At 43.9% G+C, this 17,608-nt stretch carries 14 protein-coding genes; 12 read left to right on the top strand and 2 right to left on the bottom strand.

From position 1 onward, the window contains the following. Positions 1-140: 140 nt before the first annotated feature. The gene (gene typA, locus FED51_RS13315; RefSeq protein ID WP_010898783.1) at positions 141-1,985 is read left to right on the top strand and encodes a translational GTPase TypA; all 1,845 of its coding nucleotides are present in this window, start codon (positions 141-143) and stop codon (positions 1,983-1,985) included. 21 nt (positions 1,986-2,006) lie between these two features. After that, positions 2,007-2,348: a YlaH-like family protein gene (locus FED51_RS13310; protein ID WP_053430866.1), complete on the top strand. Its 342-nt coding sequence runs from the start codon at positions 2,007-2,009 to the stop codon at positions 2,346-2,348. Between the two features lie 85 nt (positions 2,349-2,433). On the opposite strand, the gene FED51_RS13305 is transcribed toward FED51_RS13310, so the two are convergent. Then, entirely contained in the window at positions 2,434-2,610 is a 177-nt protein-coding gene (locus FED51_RS13305; protein ID WP_083445615.1) for a YlaI family protein, read from the bottom strand. 143 nt (positions 2,611-2,753) lie between these two features. Here FED51_RS13305 and FED51_RS13300 point away from each other — a divergent pair, with 143 nt between their 5' ends. Both FED51_RS13300 and FED51_RS13295 read left to right on the top strand, forming a co-directional pair. Continuing rightward, the gene (locus FED51_RS13300; protein ID WP_010898781.1) at positions 2,754-3,209 is read left to right on the top strand and encodes a pyridoxamine 5'-phosphate oxidase family protein; all 456 of its coding nucleotides are present in this window, start codon (positions 2,754-2,756) and stop codon (positions 3,207-3,209) included. Between the two features lie 159 nt (positions 3,210-3,368). After that, positions 3,369-4,697 carry a PhoH family protein gene (locus tag FED51_RS13295; RefSeq protein WP_175414329.1) on the top strand — a complete coding sequence of 443 codons (1,329 nt, stop codon included), beginning with the start codon at positions 3,369-3,371 and terminating at the stop codon, positions 4,695-4,697. A gap of 79 nt (positions 4,698-4,776) precedes the next feature. Here FED51_RS13295 and FED51_RS13290 read toward each other — a convergent pair whose 3' ends face one another. Beyond that, positions 4,777-5,286 (bottom strand): hypothetical protein, encoded by a 510-nt coding sequence (locus tag FED51_RS13290; protein ID WP_053430868.1) that lies wholly within the window; start codon positions 5,284-5,286, stop codon positions 4,777-4,779. 145 nt (positions 5,287-5,431) lie between these two features. On the opposite strand from FED51_RS13290, the gene glsA reads away from it, so the two are divergent. The 8 genes from glsA to FED51_RS13250 all read left to right on the top strand — a co-directional run bounded on the left by glsA (position 5,432) and on the right by FED51_RS13250 (position 17,606). Further along, on the top strand, positions 5,432-6,358 hold the full coding sequence (gene glsA, locus FED51_RS13285; RefSeq protein ID WP_053430869.1) for a glutaminase A: 927 nt from the start codon (positions 5,432-5,434) through the stop codon (positions 6,356-6,358). A gap of 103 nt (positions 6,359-6,461) precedes the next feature. Then, entirely contained in the window at positions 6,462-6,743 is a 282-nt protein-coding gene (locus tag FED51_RS13280; protein WP_010898777.1) for an Fpa/YlaN family protein, read from the top strand. A 363-nt stretch (positions 6,744-7,106) separates the two neighbouring features. After that, a complete protein-coding gene (gene pyc / locus FED51_RS13275) occupies positions 7,107-10,559 on the top strand; it encodes a pyruvate carboxylase (protein WP_053430870.1) in 3,453 nt (1,150 codons plus the stop codon). Between the two features lie 521 nt (positions 10,560-11,080). After that, complete coding sequence (locus FED51_RS13270) at positions 11,081-12,445, top strand: aspartate aminotransferase family protein (protein ID WP_053430871.1); 1,365 nt, start codon at positions 11,081-11,083, stop codon at positions 12,443-12,445. A 6-nt stretch (positions 12,446-12,451) separates the two neighbouring features. Next, positions 12,452-13,978, top strand: coding sequence for a pyridoxal phosphate-dependent decarboxylase family protein (locus FED51_RS13265; RefSeq protein WP_053430872.1), 1,527 nt, complete (start codon positions 12,452-12,454; stop codon positions 13,976-13,978). After that, positions 13,956-15,752: an IucA/IucC family protein gene (locus FED51_RS13260; protein ID WP_053430873.1), complete on the top strand. Its 1,797-nt coding sequence runs from the start codon at positions 13,956-13,958 to the stop codon at positions 15,750-15,752. Before FED51_RS13265 ends, FED51_RS13260 begins: the two co-directional genes overlap by 23 nt. Next, positions 15,742-16,335, top strand: coding sequence for a GNAT family N-acetyltransferase (locus FED51_RS13255; protein WP_010898772.1), 594 nt, complete (start codon positions 15,742-15,744; stop codon positions 16,333-16,335). The genes FED51_RS13260 and FED51_RS13255 overlap by 11 nt, the downstream gene beginning before the upstream one ends. Beyond that, positions 16,314-17,606 (top strand): lysine N(6)-hydroxylase/L-ornithine N(5)-oxygenase family protein, encoded by a 1,293-nt coding sequence (locus FED51_RS13250; protein ID WP_053430874.1) that lies wholly within the window; start codon positions 16,314-16,316, stop codon positions 17,604-17,606. The genes FED51_RS13255 and FED51_RS13250 overlap by 22 nt, the downstream gene beginning before the upstream one ends. Positions 17,607-17,608: the final 2 nt, after the last annotated feature.

Here is a 17,608-nt window from a genome sequence, read left to right as displayed (position 1 = left end):
CCTTTTTTTCTCAGGAGAATAAAGCCTGTCAATGTGACAAAAACGTTAAAGATTGCTGTTGATTTTTGAATAAAAAGCGAAAAGGATAACACTATGTTATAATGAGACAGTTAATGACCATTTTACGAGGAGAGAAGAACATGACCGTACGTAACGATTTACGCAACATTGCGATCATCGCCCACGTTGACCATGGAAAAACGACATTGGTTGACCAATTGCTAAAACAATCAGGAACGTTCCGAGAAAACGAACAAGTGGATGAACGAGCGATGGACTCGAACGCACTTGAAAAGGAACGTGGTATTACGATACTAGCGAAAAATACGGCGATTAATTACAATGATGTGCGTATTAATATATTGGATACTCCTGGACATGCGGATTTTGGCGGTGAAGTAGAACGAATCATGAAAATGGTGGATGGCGTTCTTCTAGTTGTTGATGCTTATGAAGGCTGTATGCCACAAACGCGCTTTGTCTTAAAGAAAGCATTGGAGCAAAAGCTTACCCCTTTAGTCGTCGTCAATAAAATTGATCGAGATTTCGCGCGACCTGCAGAGGTTGTTGACGAAGTACTTGATTTATTTATCGATCTCGGTGCGGATGAAGATCAGCTTGATTTCCCAGTCATTTATGCCTCGGCTATTAATGGGACTGCAAGCACAACTGCCGAGAAGCAGGATGAGGATATGACGAGTTTATTTAAGGCGATCATTGACAACATCCCAGCACCAGTAGATAACAGTGAGGAACCATTGCAATTCCAAGTGACGATGCTAGATTACAACGATTACTTAGGTCGTATTGGAATTGGGCGCGTATTCCGTGGTGCGATCAAAGTTGGCGAGCAGGTCGCTTTAATGAAGCTGGACGGCTCAGTGAAACAATTCCGGGTAACAAAAATGTTTGGATTTATCGGCTTAAAACGTATTGAAATTGAAGAAGCGAAGGCAGGGGACCTTATCGCTGTTTCAGGGATGGAAGAGATCAACGTAGGTGAAACTGTCTGCCCTGTCGATCATCAAGACCCGCTCCCAATTTTACGTATTGATGAGCCGACGTTGCAAATGACATTCCTTGTGAACAACAGTCCGTTTGCTGGGAGGGAAGGGAAACATGTGACGAGCCGTAAGCTTGAAGAACGTCTCCGAGCTGAGCTGGAAACGGATGTAAGTCTCCGAGTAGAAAACACAGATTCTCCAGATATGTGGGTTGTTTCAGGTCGCGGTGAGCTTCACCTTTCGATACTTATCGAAAATATGCGCCGTGAAGGCTATGAGCTTCAAGTATCAAAGCCGGAAGTCATTATCCGTGAAATCGATGGTGTCCAATGCGAGCCTGTTGAACGGGTGCAGATTGATGTGCCTGAGGAATACACTGGAGCGGTCATGGAATCTCTTGGGGAGCGAAAAGGGGAAATGCTGAACATGACAAACACGGGCTCTGGTCAAGTTCGGCTTGAATTCATGGTTCCCGCACGTGGGTTAATCGGGTATACGACTGAATTTTTATCGCAAACGCGTGGGTATGGGATTATTAACCACTCTTTTGACAGTTATCAGCCTGTGACCCCAGGTCAAGTAGGTGGACGAAGACAAGGGGTTCTCGTGTCAATGGAGACAGGAAAAGCGACCCAGTATGGCATCATTCAAGTGGAGGACCGGGGGACGATTTTTGTTGAGCCTGGGACTGACATTTATGAAGGAATGATTGTTGGTGAACATACGCGTGAGAACGACCTTACCGTTAATATTACGAAAATGAAACAGCAAACTAACGTTCGTTCGGCTACAAAAGAACATACAGTGACAATGAAAAAGCCGCGTATTATGACGCTTGAGGAAGCTTTGGAATATTTGAATGACGATGAGTATTGTGAAATCACTCCTGAAGCGATCCGCCTTCGCAAGAAGATTTTAGTAAAAACGGAGCGGGAGCGAGCTGAAAAGAGACGGAAGTTGGCAGCTCAAAATCAATCGTAGGGGAAGAAAGGTTGACGCTTAATGGCAGAAAACAGAGGAATTACGGAAGCAGACTTGGAAACAATGTCGTGGATGATGCGGGCGACAGTGGAGAATCCGTGGTTTGGGTTCTTAGGGTATTTGTTGATCATCGTGCTAGCGATCCTCGTGTTTAACTTAGGGTTTGCACGAAAGCTATCACCCCTAAAAACGGTGATCGTTTATACCCTCCTTATCATTGGCTGTTTCGTCTTATGGTTTTTGGAATTTTTCTTTTCCGCACCTATGACGCTCGTCCTGATCATCTCAAGTCTCGTCCTTGGTGCATATCGTTTTCGGCTGCACAAGCATCGGAAGAAGGAGCAATCGAACGGAACGTCGTAAGAACAGCAGAGGGTGCTAGTCGGTAGCCTCCAGGCAAAAATGTACTTCTAACTATGAAAGCCTTGGCTATAGCCAAGGCTTTTACTCATGATTCGCAGTCATAGGTTGTTTGTTTTCGGTTTTTGTTCGTTTTTTTCGTAATACGCTCTTTACATTCGTCACACATATACGTGTGAATCGGACGATTTCGGAGCTTTTTCGCTAACGGCAGGTCGTCGTCCAGTAAATCAATTCGTTCACATAGTACACATTTGACACGCACGGTTATCACCTCAAATTCTCCTCTTTCTATTGTACGAGCATTTGCAAAAAAAATAAATGCATCAGCAAAATCTATTTCATCTTCTTAAAAAAATGGGTATAGTATAAATGAAAAGCGTTTCTGAAACGATAGGAGGTTGGGTCATGGCGAACCGAGTGGAACGATGTTTAACCGATGAACTGTTACCACTATTGAAAGGAGAACGCTTTGTCACGCTTTCGACAGTTGACTGGGAAACGGGAGCCCCCATTGTTCGTGCCATCTCCTGGGTATTTGCGCCAGCAAATGATCGGGTACGCATGGCGGTGGATAACCGTTCGAGAATTGTAGCTAATGTGAAAAAGACACCTGCTGTTACCTTGTTATTAGTAGGGAATGGCTCAGCCTATTCCATTTCTGGTCATGCGACAATTGTGGAGGAAAGCTTGGACAATGTTCCGCTAAAATTAGCACTCATTGAAATGAACATTCATGAAGTGCGTGATGTGATGTTTTATGGTGCAAAAATCGTAAGTGAACCAATGTATGACAAAACGTATGATGAAGAAGCAGCAGCCAAGTTAGATGGTCAAGTGATGGCTGCTTTACAACAAGCCTAGTGAAGAAAACTGGGCTTTTTCTATTGGTTTCAGATCTTTCGTCTAACTTGCTGTTTTTGCACATACAACTAGTACTAACAGCTAACCACATCTTAGACCTATGCATATGTTACTAGTATAGAGTTGTCATAAATGATACTCCAGTCAGGAGGCGGAACGTTGAAAAAAACTTATGTCCTTGATACGAATGTGTTGTTACAAGATCCTCATGCCATCTTTGCTTTTCAAGACAATGAAGTGGTCATACCTGCAGTGGTCCTTGAGGAGGTTGATTCAAAAAAACGCTATATGGACGAAATTGGCAGGAATGCACGCCATTTCTCAAAGTTAATTGATCAGTTGAGGGGGTTAGGTAAGCTCCATGAAGGAGTTCCGCTTGAAAATGGAGGTAAGCTTCGCATTGAGCTAAACCATAAATCATACGAAAAAGTGAAGGATTCCTTTGCTGAGATGACAAATGATAATCGAATCATCGCAGTTGCTCTCAATTTGTCCCTCGAAGAAACGGACAAACCGAATGGCAATCAAGTGATCCTCGTAAGCAAGGATGCTCTTGTTCGCGTGAAAGCAGATGCTCTTAGGCTTAAGGCTGAAGATTTTCTAAATGATCGAGTGATCCAGTACGATCGAGGGTATACCGGTTACGCAGAATTATACGTCGATTCCAACGTCATTAAGCATTATTATGATCAAGGGGAAGTTGCTACTCGTGATGTGTCAAATCACCCGTTTTATCCTCACCAATTTATTATTATGAAAGATGCGCTTGGAGGTTCCAGTTCAGCGATTGGAAAAGTATCGCCAAACGGAGAAAAAATTAAGCCCTTCGTCTCAGAATTACAAGAGGTGTGGGGGATTCGCCCGCGAAATGTTCAGCAACGCATGGCGTTAGAAATGCTCCTGCATGAAGACATTAAATTAGTGACAATGATTGGGAAGGCGGGAACAGGCAAAACGCTCCTCTCCCTTGCCGCAGGACTTCTCCAAACGGAAGATTTCGGCTATTATAACAAGCTCGTTGTCGCTCGGCCCGTCGTCCCATTAGGAAAAGATATCGGGTTTTTACCTGGTGAAAAGGAAGAGAAACTTCGGCCATGGATGCAGCCGATCTATGACAATCTTGAATATTTATTCAATACGAAAAAGCCGGGAGAAATCGATCAAATTTTAGCAGGAATGGGTTCGATCCAAGTGGAGGCGCTCACGTACATTCGCGGTCGAAGCATACCAGATCAATTCATAATTATTGATGAAGCGCAAAATTTAACAAAACACGAAGTCAAAACAATTTTAACCCGTGTGGGGGAAGGAAGTAAAATAGTGCTAATGGGTGATCCAGCGCAAATTGACCATCCTTATCTGGACGAATCGAACAATGGACTAACGTATGTCGTCGAATCATTTAAATCTCAGGCCATCAGCGCCCATGTCAAGCTCGTGAAAGGGGAACGTTCAGGGCTAGCACAGCTTGCAGCCGATCTTCTCTAGCGAAGAATACCCCTGACATCTCACAAATGGTCAGGGGCATTCGCTTTTCGTTTTTCGATTCTATAAGATCAAAATATCTTTAACTTACGCTAAATCGAATGACATTTGTGATCGGAGTGGATTCATTAGAGCCATCGCCGAAATATACATGGACAGGGCCATCCTCGCGTAGCGGACTCCCATTCTTAGCAAAGCCTAAAATAAACTGTGCAGCTTCGTCAATTGGAAAAGAATGTTCATTTCCGTCCGCACAGACAACAGTAACCGTTTTTGCATCTGAATCAGGCTCCGAATTTTTTAAAAACGGCATGAACGGCATACCGAACGAGCCGTGGATTAGCTTTTGTTTTTCGTATCTAATGACATTCCCATTCGTATCAGGACGAGGAGGCTCAGATCCTTCCGTAATTTCCTTATCCCACTGCTTAGAAATCGCTTTTTTGTAAGCTGTCATTTCGTCTTCTTTCGTCGCGAGCTCTTGAAAATAAGTGGTTAAATCGACTTTTCGTTCGTCAAAAATCCAAACGGTTGGGTCAATGGTTAGTGGATGGTTCACGTTTCCTTCAATAAAAAATACAAACTCTTCCATGAATCGGTCTCCTTTCTGTCGCCTTTTAGTATAAGCGCTTTCTTTCTTTTTGTCATGTGACGTCCTTTGAAAAATGAACGTTTGTTAGTGGATTGCGCTCGTTTCGGTCATCCTAGAAAAAGGACGACGAAAAGGAGTGTAGCCCATGTGGAAGCAGGATGAGACGCTGGAGCAAATTGTATTAGAATGCAAAAAATATACGGAAGAGGGTACCGTTGCTTCTTATATTCCAGCGCTAGCAAAAGCTGATGTCTCAACATTAGGCATTGCGATTTATCGCGGTGGAGACGAGCAAGTAATAGCTGGAGATGCGGACGAGAAATTTACTTTGCAAAGCATATCGAAGGTCATTGCCTTAGCGTTAGCTTTATTGGATGTAGGAGAAGAAGCGGTATTTTCCAAAGTAGGGATGGAACCAACAGGGGACCCTTTTAATTCGATTTCAAAGCTGGAAACGAGCGTCCCCTCAAAACCGTTAAACCCGATGATCAACGCGGGTGCGTTAGCCGTTACCAATATGATCATCGGTGAAACGACGGAGCAATCGCTAGGCAGGCTGCTCTCGTTTATTCACGAACTAACCAAAAATCCAACGATTACGTACAACCTTGAAGTGGCTCAATCTGAATTTGATACGGCTTTTTTAAACCGTTCATTAAGCTATTTTTTGAAACAGCATGGTGTGATTCAAGCGGATGTGGAACAGCTTCTGGATTTATACACGAAGCAGTGTGCGATTGAAATGGGTTGCTCCGATTTGGCGCGCATAGGCTATGTATTTGCCAATGAAGGGAGAGACCCTGATACTGGGCAGCGGATTGTTCCTCTTCATGTCGCCCGAATCATTAAAACGTTCATGGTCACATGTGGAATGTACAATGCCTCAGGGGAATTCGCCATCCGTGTGGGCATTCCAGCAAAAAGCGGAGTATCTGGTGCAATACTTGCATTGGTCCCGAATAAGTATGGAATTGCCGTTTACAGTCCTGCACTAGACGAAAAAGGAAATAGTCTAGCTGGAATTAAATTACTAGAAACGCTCTCTTGCCGTGAAGAATGGAGTATTTTTTGAATAGAGACTGCCTTATAGGAAGATAGCAAATGAAAATCATTGCAATTTGGACATTAAAAAGATAGTATAAACGTAAGGAGATCTTTTGTTAGGAGGGGACTACATGTCTGCTGAGACCGTTACAGGACATAATGAAAAAGCTTACGCCCTTCTTAAGTCCGATGCGGAAAAAATTCGCAAACTTATAGAAGTACAGTTAGAAAACTTAACCATGCCTCAATGCCCTCTTTACGAAGAGGTTCTTGATACACAGATGTTCGGCCTTTCCAGAGAAATCGATTTTGCCATCCGCCTTGAGCTAATTGATGAGGAACAGGGAAAACAGCTTCTTTCCGAGTTGGAGCGGAAGTTGGCAGATTTACATGAGGCAACGGTTCGTAAATAACAAAAGCCGAGCTAATTTGTTAGCTTGGTTTTTGTTTTACACGTTAAAAAAGTATCAAATTTAAGTGTTAAGGTATAAGCGCAACTGCGGTCTGCTCCCCTTTAAAGGCTCGGTAATCGCCGAGGTTTCTAACACTAAACAAGTCACCTTAATAAATAGAAGAAAACCGCAAGACTTTTTCCGTTTTTAATTTATAAAAATTTAGATTTGTTTGAACAATCAAAAAAAGTTTTGCTATTCTTTCGTTTTTTTTTATAATAAGAAAGATAGACTTGCTACATTTCAAACAGTCAATGTTTGAATTTGTGTGAGTTTCCACGTAAAATAGACAAAAACGTATGGAGAGTAGTGGAGGAGGTAAGCATGGACGGATTAAAGAACATAAAGAAAGTGTTAGTTGCAAACCGAGGCGAAATTGCCATCCGTATTTTTCGCGCGTGTACGGAGTTACATATTCGTACAGTAGCTATTTACTCAAAAGAGGACACAGGCGCTTACCATCGCTATAAGGCAGATGAAGCTTACTTAGTAGGGGAAGGGAAAAAACCAATCGAGGCTTATCTCGATATCGAAGGCATTATCGAAATTGCCAAACGTCATGATGTGGATGCCATTCACCCTGGTTATGGATTTTTATCTGAAAATATCGAATTCGCGAAACGTTGCCATGAGGAAGGCATTATCTTCATCGGACCTGAGCTTGAACACTTGGTCATGTTTGGGGATAAAGTTCAAGCCCGTGAGCAAGCGATTAAGGCCAATTTGCCAGTCATTCCTGGAAGTGATGGTCCCGTTTCTAGCCTAGAGGATGTGAAAGCTTTTGCGGACAAGCATGGCTATCCGTTCATCATTAAAGCTGCTCTTGGTGGTGGGGGACGCGGCATGCGAATCGTTCGTTCTGAAAATGATGTTCAGGAATCATATGAGCGGGCAAAGTCAGAAGCGAAAGCTGCTTTTGGGAACGACGAAGTATATGTGGAGAAATTTATCGAAAACCCAAAACATATTGAAGTACAAATTCTTGCCGATAAACACGGCAACACCTTGCACTTGTATGAGCGCGATTGCTCTGTCCAACGGCGCCATCAAAAAGTTGTGGAAGTTGCCCCAAGTGTATCATTATCTGAAGATGTCCGTGAGCGCATCTGTCAAGCGGCCGTTCAGCTAGCAGAAAACGTTAATTATGTAAATGCTGGTACGGTTGAGTTTCTTGTTGACCGAGAAGGAAATTTTTACTTCATCGAAGTGAACCCACGGATTCAGGTAGAGCATACGATTACGGAAATGGTTACAGGAATCGATATCGTGCAATCCCAGCTCTTTATTGCTGACGGAGAGCATTTGCATGGGGACAGGCTTGGGATTCCGAAGCAGGAAGAGATCGTTTGCCATGGATACGCGATTCAATCTCGCGTGACGACAGAAGATCCAAGCAACGGGTTTTTGCCTGACACTGGCCGTATTAACGCCTATCGTTCCGGTGGTGGATTCGGTGTACGTCTTGACGCAGGGAACGGATTCCAAGGAGCTGTTATTACACCGTACTATGATTCGTTGCTCGTAAAAGTGTCAACATGGGCGCTGACGTTTGAAGGGGCTGCTGCAAAAATGCTGCGAAACCTTCGCGAGTTCCGAATTCGTGGAATTAAAACAAACATTGCGTTTCTTGAAAATGTCGTTCAGCATCGCCAGTTTTTATCCGGTGAATACAATACGTCCTTTATTGACCAAACTCCTGAACTGTTTGTGTTCCCTAAACGGAAAGACCGGGGGACGAAGATGCTTTCATTTATTGGTGAGACGATTGTCAACGGGTATCCTGGGCTTGAAAAAACGAAAAAACCGGTGTTTGACAAGCCTCCGGTTCCAAAGTTAAAGCTATCTGAACCGATACCAGACGGAACGAAGCAAATACTTGATCAGCACGGGCCAGAAGGATTGGCGAAGTGGGTCAAGGAACAAAAGCATGTTCTGTTGACGGATACGACGTTCCGCGACGCCCATCAGTCGCTCTTAGCAACGCGCGTTCGGACTTATGATTTAAAACAAATTGCAGAACCGACAGCAAGGCTACTGCCAAACTTGTTTTCCATGGAAATGTGGGGAGGCGCGACGTTTGATGTGGCCATGCGTTTCCTTCATGAAGATCCGTGGGAGCGTCTGTTAATCTTGAGGAAAAAAGCACCTAATGTTTTGTTTCAAATGTTGCTTCGCGCCTCCAACGCAGTCGGATACAAAAATTATCCAGACAATTTGATCCGTGAATTTGTCGATAAGTCAGCGAATGCTGGGATTGATGTGTTCCGTATCTTCGATAGTTTAAACTGGGTTGAAGGTATGAAGTTAGCCATTGAAGCGGTTGGGGAAGCAAATAAAATTGCTGAAGCTACGATTTGTTATACGGGTGACATTTTAGATTCGAGCAGACCGAAGTACGATTTGGCGTACTATAAAAAATTAGCGAAAGAACTAGAAGAAGCAGGTGCACACATTCTTGGAATTAAAGATATGGCAGGACTCTTAAAGCCAGAAGCTGCTTACCAACTAGTGGCAGAATTAAAGGATACGGTGACGATCCCCGTTCACCTTCATACACATGATACGAGCGGTAATGGTATCTTTACGTATGCTCGGGCCATTGAAGCGGGCGTCGATATCGTTGACGTGGCTGTAAGTTCAATGGCAGGTCTCACATCACAGCCGAGCGCGAATAGCTTATACTATGCACTAGCGGACTCTGAACGTCAACCGAATGTGAACATTACCGCACTAGAGCAATTAGCTGAATTCTGGGAAGAGACGCGGAAGTTTTATGCTGGATTCGAAAGTGGTATGAACGCACCACACACAGAGGTATACGAGCATGAAATGCCAGGTGGACAGTATAGTAACCTACAGCAGCAAGCGAAAGCAGTAGGTCTCGGTCATCGTTGGAACGAAGTGAAGAAAATGTACCGGACGGTGAATGACATGTTTGGAGATGTCGTCAAAGTAACGCCATCATCTAAAGTAGTCGGTGATATGGCCTTGTACATGGTGCAAAACGACCTGACCGAGGAAGAGGTTTATGAGAATGGTCATAAGCTTGACTTCCCTGATTCAGTTGTTGAGTTTTTTGAAGGACAGCTAGGTCAACCGTACCAAGGGTTTCCAAAGAAATTGCAGGAAATCATCCTGAAAGGACGGAAACCAATTACGAATCGCCCTGGTGAAAATATGGAGCCAATCCAATTTGAGGCGATTAAAGAAGAGCTATATAACAAGTTGGATCGTCAAGTGACGAGCCATGACATTCTATCATATGCTCTTTATCCAAAAGTCTTTATGGAATTTGAACGGTTCCGTCAAACATTCGGAGATGTCTCGGTTCTTGATACACCTACCTTCTTCTATGGTTTACGTCCAGGTGAGGAAATTGAAGTGGAAATCGAACAAGGGAAAACATTAATTGTAAAATTTATTTCCCTTTCCAAGCCACAGGATGATGGAAACCGGATCGTTTACTTTGAATTGAACGGTCAACCACGGGAAGTGTTGATTAAAGACCAAAGCGTGAAGACGAGCATTATTTCTCGTCCAAAGGCCGATAAATCAAATCCTAATCATATCGGAGCGTCCATGCCAGGAACGGTTGTGAAGGCTCTTGTTGAAAAGGGTGACAAAGTGAAGCAAGGAGATCATCTCATGATCACGGAAGCTATGAAGATGGAAACGACTGTACAAGCCCCATTTGATGGAGAAGTTGTTGCCTTGCATGTGAAAGACGGAGATGCGATTCAAACAGGTGATTTACTAATCGAAGTGAAAGAGCTATAAGCTTTATAAAAGAACAGCCCCCTTATCCCGGCATTCGTTAGGATAAGGGGGCTGTTTGTGTTCCCTTTCTTTAAAAGGGGACAAATGAGAAGAACGTGCTTCTCGCATAAAGGTTTGGATAAAGGATGGCAAGCGATAGGTAAAACGATTTATAAGAAAGGTTGTATTTCGCACCTTTAGGATGAACTGATGCGTTTACATGCTAGGAAAACGGATTTGGGACTGTCCTGACGTGTAGCCTAATTATGAAAGGAAATGTGACAATTGTCAGGGGGATCTGTTTTTTCTCCAAATGCTGAGAATTTTTTAAGTGTCGAAGTAGGGAGAGTTGCAAATAACTAGGAGGTTTTCTGCAACTATTGCTCCCTATTCTATAAAGAAATATAGGTTTATTTTCATATTTATTGGAAACATCATTGACGATGATTATCATTATCAATTAAAGTATGTATGTGAGTTGGTAATGATAATCATTATCACTAGGTTTATCAACATAGCCTGATATAAAGGGGTGTACGCAAATGGATGTAATCGCTCAAGTAACAGCTACAAATCAACAATTCTTATCGCAACAAGAGAAACGGGAGTCAAGTGCAAGGTCTTATCCAAGACGGTTACCACTTGCGATTCAAAAAGCGGAAGGGATTTGCGTAACCGATATGAACGGCAAGCAATTCATCGATTGCTTAGCAGGTGCAGGAACGCTTGCGCTTGGTCATAATCATCCGGTGATTCGCCAAGCGATTGAAGGAGTGTTAGCATCATATGTCCCTTTACATTCACTTGATCTAACGACACCAGTGAAGGAAGCTTTCGTTGATGAAGTATTCGCTTCGTTGCCTGAGTCATTTGCGAAAAAAACAAAGATTCATTTTTGTGGACCAACGGGGGCAGACGCTGTTGAAGCGGCCGTTAAGCTCGTAAAGACAGCGACAGGGAATAGAGCGATGCTGTCATTTCAAGGCGGCTACCACGGCTCTACACACGGTGCCCTTAGCTTGACCGGGACGACTGATCCGAAAAAGCGCATCCATGCTCTAATTCCAGATACGCATTTTCTTCCTTATCCATATGAATACCGCTGCCCGTTTGGAATCGGGAAGGACGGACATCGTGTCATCAGTACATATCTCGAATCCCTTCTCGATGACCCAGAAAGTGGACTGGTCAAACCAGCTGGCATCATTGTGGAAGTTGTACAAGGGGAAGGGGGATCGATCCCAGCACCAGTTGAATGGTTAAAGGAATTACGCCGGATGACATCAGAGCGCAACATTCCACTTATTATTGATGAAGTCCAGACTGGTATCGGCCGTACTGGGAAAATGTTTGCCTTTGAACATGCTGGAATTGAGCCAGATGTTTTAGTTTTATCGAAAGCCATTGGCGGAAGTCTTCCTCTTTCCGTGGTCCTTTATGATCGCAAGCTTGATCAATGGGAGCCAGGTGCCCATATTGGAACCTTTAGAGGCAACCAAATGGCAATGGCAACAGGACGGGCGACACTACAATATATCAAAGAGAACCAAGTACCAAAGCATGTGCATGAGTTGGGGCAATATGTGAAGGATCAGCTTTCGTCGATCCAATCAAGCATGCGCTCTATTGGTGATGTGAGAGGGCGAGGTCTTATGATCGGTGTTGAAATCATTGATCCACGAAAACAACCAAATGCAATTGGGAGTTATCCTGCTTATGGCGAGTTAGCAAAGGCGATCCAGCGTCATTGCTTTGAACGGGGACTAATTTTAGAAGTAGGTGGACGGTTTAGTAGCGTTATTCGTTTCTTACCGCCATTGATCATTACGAGAGAACAACTCGACGATGTCCTGGAGCGTTTCTATGATGCTACGGTTCAAGCAGAAATAGAGTTCGGAATAAGATAGAAGGTGATGACAATCGATACGAACTTTTCAAAATGGTTTCTCCAGCCGAGTAAAGAAAGTGCGCAAATGTATGAGACGGTCATGCAACGAGCACTCACACTAGTCGTAGAGCATATGAAGGAAGCGGCAAATCCTTTTTCTGGGGCTGATCGTCACTCGATCCAACAAGCGGTGAAGGACGCTGCATTTATATCCTATTCTGGCGAACCAATTGACGGAGTGATCCGAGCGATTCAAGAAGGGGTCATGAAGCATTCTCTATGGATTTCCCATCCTTCCGCAATGGCGCATTTACATTGTCCACCGCTCTTACCATCGCTAGTAGCAGAAGTCGTAATCAATGCGCTAAATCAATCGATGGATTCTTGGGATCAAAGTCCATCCGCCACCTATGTGGAAACAGAATTGCTCCGCTTCTTTACGAGATCGATCGGTTATTCTGACTTAGGAGATGGCGTGTTTACGAGTGGTGGTACACAGTCCAACTACATGGGCATGCTCCTCGCACGAAACAAAATATGCGAGTCAGCCTTTGCTACAAACGTGCAAGAGGAAGGACTCCCAGTTGACGCGCGAAAATTGCGGATTCTTTGTTCGCAAGAAGCTCATTTCTCTGTACAAAAATCTGCTGCCCAACTCGGCTTAGGGGCTAACGCTGTCGTCCAAGTAGCGACAAATGAGCGGCAGCAACTTTGCGTGAATGAAACAAGGCAGACAATCAATGAGCTGAGGCTGAAAGGGCTTATCCCATTTATGATCGTTGCGACAGCCGGAACGACCGATTTTGGTAGCATCGATAAGCTTAGAGAGATCTCTGAACTTGCGAGAGAGCAAGAGCTTTGGCTACATGTGGATGCCGCATATGGTGGGGCATTGTTGTTTTCCCGGCAATATGGCCACTTGCTAAACGGTCTACATTTGGCTGACTCGATTACGATCGATTTTCACAAATTTTATTATCAATCGATTAGTTGTGGTGCTTTCTTTGTCAAAGACAGGCACGATTTTGAACGGATTCGTTTTCACGCCGACTACTTAAATCCGGAAGAGGACAAAGAAGCGGACATTATTAATTTGGTCGAGAAAAGTGTGCAAACGACGAAACGCTTCGATGCTTTGAAGTTATTGGTGACCTTTAAATGGATGGGGACCGAACAGTTTGGGCAAATGATCGATTACACGATCCAGCTTGCCAAGGAGACAGGCGAGCTGCTTAGACGATACGGATTTGACGTATTAAATGACCCAGAATTAAATGCTGTCGTGTTTCGTTATGTACCAGAGTGCCATTGTGACGATCAGAGCTATGTTGATCAGCTCAACCTTACTCTTCAACGCCATTTTTATGAGCGGGGAGATCTCATTATGGCGAAAACGAAACAGAGAGGCCATGTGTACTTAAAATTTACAATGCTGAATCCGTTAAACACGATTGAGAACATGAAGACGCAGATCCAAAAAGTGAAGAAAGCAGGAATCGAATTTGAGAAAACACAAGGAGCGATTCGCCATGAACATGTCATCCATAGCTAATCACGTAACACTGCAAAACTTAATCAATTGCTATGTGAAGGAAACGGGGGAAGGGGAGTGGAAAGGCATTGATCACCTCCCGTTTCCTTTGAAGGAGAAGGATGTCTCGCAAGTGTTAGTTATTTCCTTTCGTCAGCAAGGAATTACGCTTTACATACCAGCCCGCTACCAATCGCCAACTGGACGACACTTGTTTTCGTCTGAGATGTTTTATCAAGTGGATGGTAGAGTAAAAACCCTCGATTACGTTACATTTTTATCGTTCATGCAAAAGGAGCTTTCTGAAACATCTGAACACCCGGTGGATGGGGATGAATTATTGGTTCGAACGGTGCTTAGCAATCAAGCCTTAAAGCGAATTTTCACTCATCGAACAAACAGTATGACAGAGTGCTATCAAGTGGAAAAAACGTTTCTCCAATCGGAACAATCGCTGCTTATCGGGCATCAACTCCATCCGACGCCGAAAAGCCGGCAAGGGATCGATGAAGATGAAGAACTGTTGTTTACTCCAGAGCGGAAAGGAAGCTTTCAATTACATTACTTCCGGGCGGCTTGCGAGCTTGTAGATGAGAAGTCTGCTTTGGCAGACAGTGCCTCCGAGCTAATTAAACACGATCTATTGCATGATCCGAACGTGCAAGATTCATTTAAAGCATCCTATTGTCAAGCGGACGATTATGTCTTGCTCCCGGTTCATCCGCTACAAGCAAGAAAGCTGCTAGGGAAAAAAGAGATAGCCGACCTCATTCAAGCAGGAAAGCTTTCTTACCTTGGTCCACAAGGAAGGGCGTTTTATCCTACGTCTTCTCTAAGAACTGTCTATCATCCAGAGGCTGAGTATATGTACAAGTTTTCCATCCCTGTGAAAATTACAAACTCGCTTCGGGTGAACAAGCGAAAAGAGTTGGCGCGCGGGGTGGAGGTAAGTGAACTGTTGAAAAATGGACTGTATGATCAGCTTAAAGCTGAGCACCCAGCCTTCAACATCGTGCAAGATCCTGCGTACATCACGTTGTCGCTAGACTCAGAAGAATCTGGGCTTGAAACGGTCATTAGAGAAAACCCCTTTCGCCAAGGAGGAGAAGAGCGTACTACCTTACTAGCCGCGCTTTGTCAAGATTCGATCCAAGGAAATTCCCACTTAACGAATCTAATGGTAGAGCTAGCGAAGCAGAAGAAGATTTCCGTTACAGAGGCAAGCAAATGGTGGTTTTCCCGCTATTTAAACGTAAGCTTGCGACCGTTGTATTGGTTATATGCTACACATGGTATCGCATTAGAGGCACACCAGCAAAATTCCATTATTAAGCTAGACGCCGAAGGGCTACCATCTCTTTTCTATTATCGGGACAATCAAGGCTACTACTTTATGCAATCAAAGGCTGAGACGTTGAAACAATTTGTTCCTACATTAAATGAGCAAAGTGATACGATATGTTCCGATGCAGTAGCAGAAGAGCGCTTCCGTTACTATGTGTTCTTTAACCATTTGTTCGGTTTGGTTAATGCTTTCGGTACGAATCGTTTGATCGATGAAGAGCAGCTGCTTCATATCTTGAGAGAGGAGCTTACCCTCTTACGCCAGCAGTTTGGAGACCCGACGAATCTCGTGAATTCATTATTGCACGAAGAAATGCTCCCGTGCAAAGCCAATTTGCTCACAAGAATTCACGATATGGATGAGTTAGAAGGATCTTTGGCTACCCAATCGGTATATGTTCCTGTGCCGAATCCACTCGTTGTTAAGGCCGGTGAGCTTCATGAAATGTAACGATAAGCTTGCACCGTTTGAAGTGTTCGATCATGTAGTCAATAAGAAGCTTTCCTTTCGTCATGTGACCATGGACGATGTGGACATGCTCCATAGCTGGATGCACGAAGAACACGTCATTCCATACTGGAAGCTAAATATACCTCTGGTCGACTATAAAAAGCACTTACAAACGTTTCTTAACGATGACCACCAAACATTAATGGTTGGGGCAATAAATGGTGTCCCAATGAGCTATTGGGAGTCGTATTGGGTAAAAGAAGACATCATTGCCAATTACTATCCATTTGAAGAACACGATCAAGGGATCCATTTGCTCATAGGGCCGCAGGAATATCTAGGACAAGGCCTGATCTATCCGCTGCTGCTTGCCATTATGCAGCAAAAGTTTCAAGAGCCTGATACGAACACAATTGTGGCCGAGCCTGACCGAAGAAATAAAAAAATGATTCATGTCTTTAAAAAATGTGGTTTTCAGCCTGTAAAAGAAGTAGAGCTTCCTGACAAAATAGGGCTGCTTATGAAATGTGAACAGAATGTATTTGAGAAGAGGTGGTCCGATTGGAAAATGAACAAGTTTTAGATGTGATTGGGGTCGGAATTGGTCCTTTTAATTTAGGATTGGCAGCCTTACTCGATCAGACAAAATGTAAGTCCCTGTTTTTCGATCTAAAATCTCAGTTTGACTGGCATCCAGGTATGCTTTTAGAAGGAACCACATTACAAGTTCCGTTTCTAGCTGATTTAGTGACTATGGTAGATCCGACGAGCCCATATACTTATTTAAATTATCTACATGAGCACAGACGTTTGTATCATTTCTATTTTTATGAAAAATTCCATATCCCACGGACGGAGTACAATCATTATTGCCAATGGGTAGCCGGACAGCTTCCTACTCTCCAATTTGGGGCCGAAGTGGAAAATATTGAGCAGTCAGCAAATGGGCGCTATGTTGTGACCGTGTTTGAGCGTGAACAAAACAGGCGATCAACATATGAGGCGAATCATATCGTACTTGGCGTTGGAACGAAACCGTACGTTCCGGCTGATTTTCGTCCGATTTTAGGTGAGCGAATCTTTCATTCTGGCGACTATTTAAATAGAAAAGAAGAAGTACTTAATGCCGGCTCCGTCACAGTAATTGGTTCGGGGCAGAGCGCAGCTGAGATTTTTTATGACCTCTTGAAGGGTCAGCAAGAACAAGGATACGAGTTGTCATGGTTCACACGCTCTAAAGGCTTTTATCCGATGGAATATTCCAAGCTCGGGTTAGAGCATTTTTCACCAGACTATACGCGCTATTTTTATCAGTTACCGAAAGAGAAGAAAAAAGCGGTTTTACAAAAACAAGACTTACTTTACAAAGGAATTAGCTTTCAAACGATTGCCGATATTTATGATCTGTTGTATGAACGAACAGTCGGAGGCGTGAAGCCGAAGGTTCATTTGCAGGCATTGACTGAGCTTGTATCGCTGGAAGCAGCGGGCGGTGCCTTTGACCTATTGTTACATCAAACGGAACAAGACAAGGAGAAGCAGGTGAAAAGTGAGGTCGTGATTTTGGCGACTGGTTATCGTCCAGCGATTCCAAGTTGTTTAGACGGCATCAGAGACCAACTAATATGGGATGAGGAGGGCCAATTAGTAGTTGAAGAACATTATCGAGTCAAACAGCAAAAGGAAGGGGAGCACCATCTTTTCGTCCAAAATGGGGAGCTCCATACTCACGGTGTCGGTGCCCCTGACTTGGGGCTCGGGGCGCAGCGAAATGCAGCGATTGTAAATCAGCTGATCGGGGAAGAACGATATCGGACGCCAGCTTACAACGTATTTCAGCAGTTTGGCCTATAGAG

The organism is Halalkalibacterium halodurans, from assembly GCF_005671335.1.
Taxonomy (GTDB): Bacteria; Bacillota; Bacilli; order Bacillales; family Bacillaceae_D; genus Halalkalibacterium; species Halalkalibacterium halodurans.
Note: the sequence above shows the minus strand (reverse complement) of the source record. Positions and strands in the feature narration are given on the sequence as shown.

What these genes read in the sequence shown, in the direction of transcription:
- pyc (WP_053430870.1), top strand. Translation starts at nt 7,107, where the DNA reads ATGGACGGATTAAAGAACATAAAGAAAGTGTTAGTTGCAAACCGAGGC.
- FED51_RS13280 (WP_010898777.1), top strand. Translation starts at nt 6,462, where the DNA reads ATGTCTGCTGAGACCGTTACAGGACATAATGAAAAAGCTTACGCCCTT.
- glsA (WP_053430869.1), top strand. Translation starts at nt 5,432, where the DNA reads ATGTGGAAGCAGGATGAGACGCTGGAGCAAATTGTATTAGAATGCAAA.
- FED51_RS13265 (WP_053430872.1), top strand. Translation starts at nt 12,452, where the DNA reads ATGACAATCGATACGAACTTTTCAAAATGGTTTCTCCAGCCGAGTAAA.
- FED51_RS13255 (WP_010898772.1), top strand. Translation starts at nt 15,742, where the DNA reads ATGAAATGTAACGATAAGCTTGCACCGTTTGAAGTGTTCGATCATGTA.
- FED51_RS13260 (WP_053430873.1), top strand. Translation starts at nt 13,956, where the DNA reads ATGAACATGTCATCCATAGCTAATCACGTAACACTGCAAAACTTAATC.
- typA (WP_010898783.1), top strand. Translation starts at nt 141, where the DNA reads ATGACCGTACGTAACGATTTACGCAACATTGCGATCATCGCCCACGTT.
- FED51_RS13310 (WP_053430866.1), top strand. Translation starts at nt 2,007, where the DNA reads ATGGCAGAAAACAGAGGAATTACGGAAGCAGACTTGGAAACAATGTCG.
- FED51_RS13290 (WP_053430868.1), bottom strand. Translation starts at nt 5,286, where the DNA reads ATGGAAGAGTTTGTATTTTTTATTGAAGGAAACGTGAACCATCCACTA.
- FED51_RS13270 (WP_053430871.1), top strand. Translation starts at nt 11,081, where the DNA reads ATGGATGTAATCGCTCAAGTAACAGCTACAAATCAACAATTCTTATCG.
- FED51_RS13300 (WP_010898781.1), top strand. Translation starts at nt 2,754, where the DNA reads ATGGCGAACCGAGTGGAACGATGTTTAACCGATGAACTGTTACCACTA.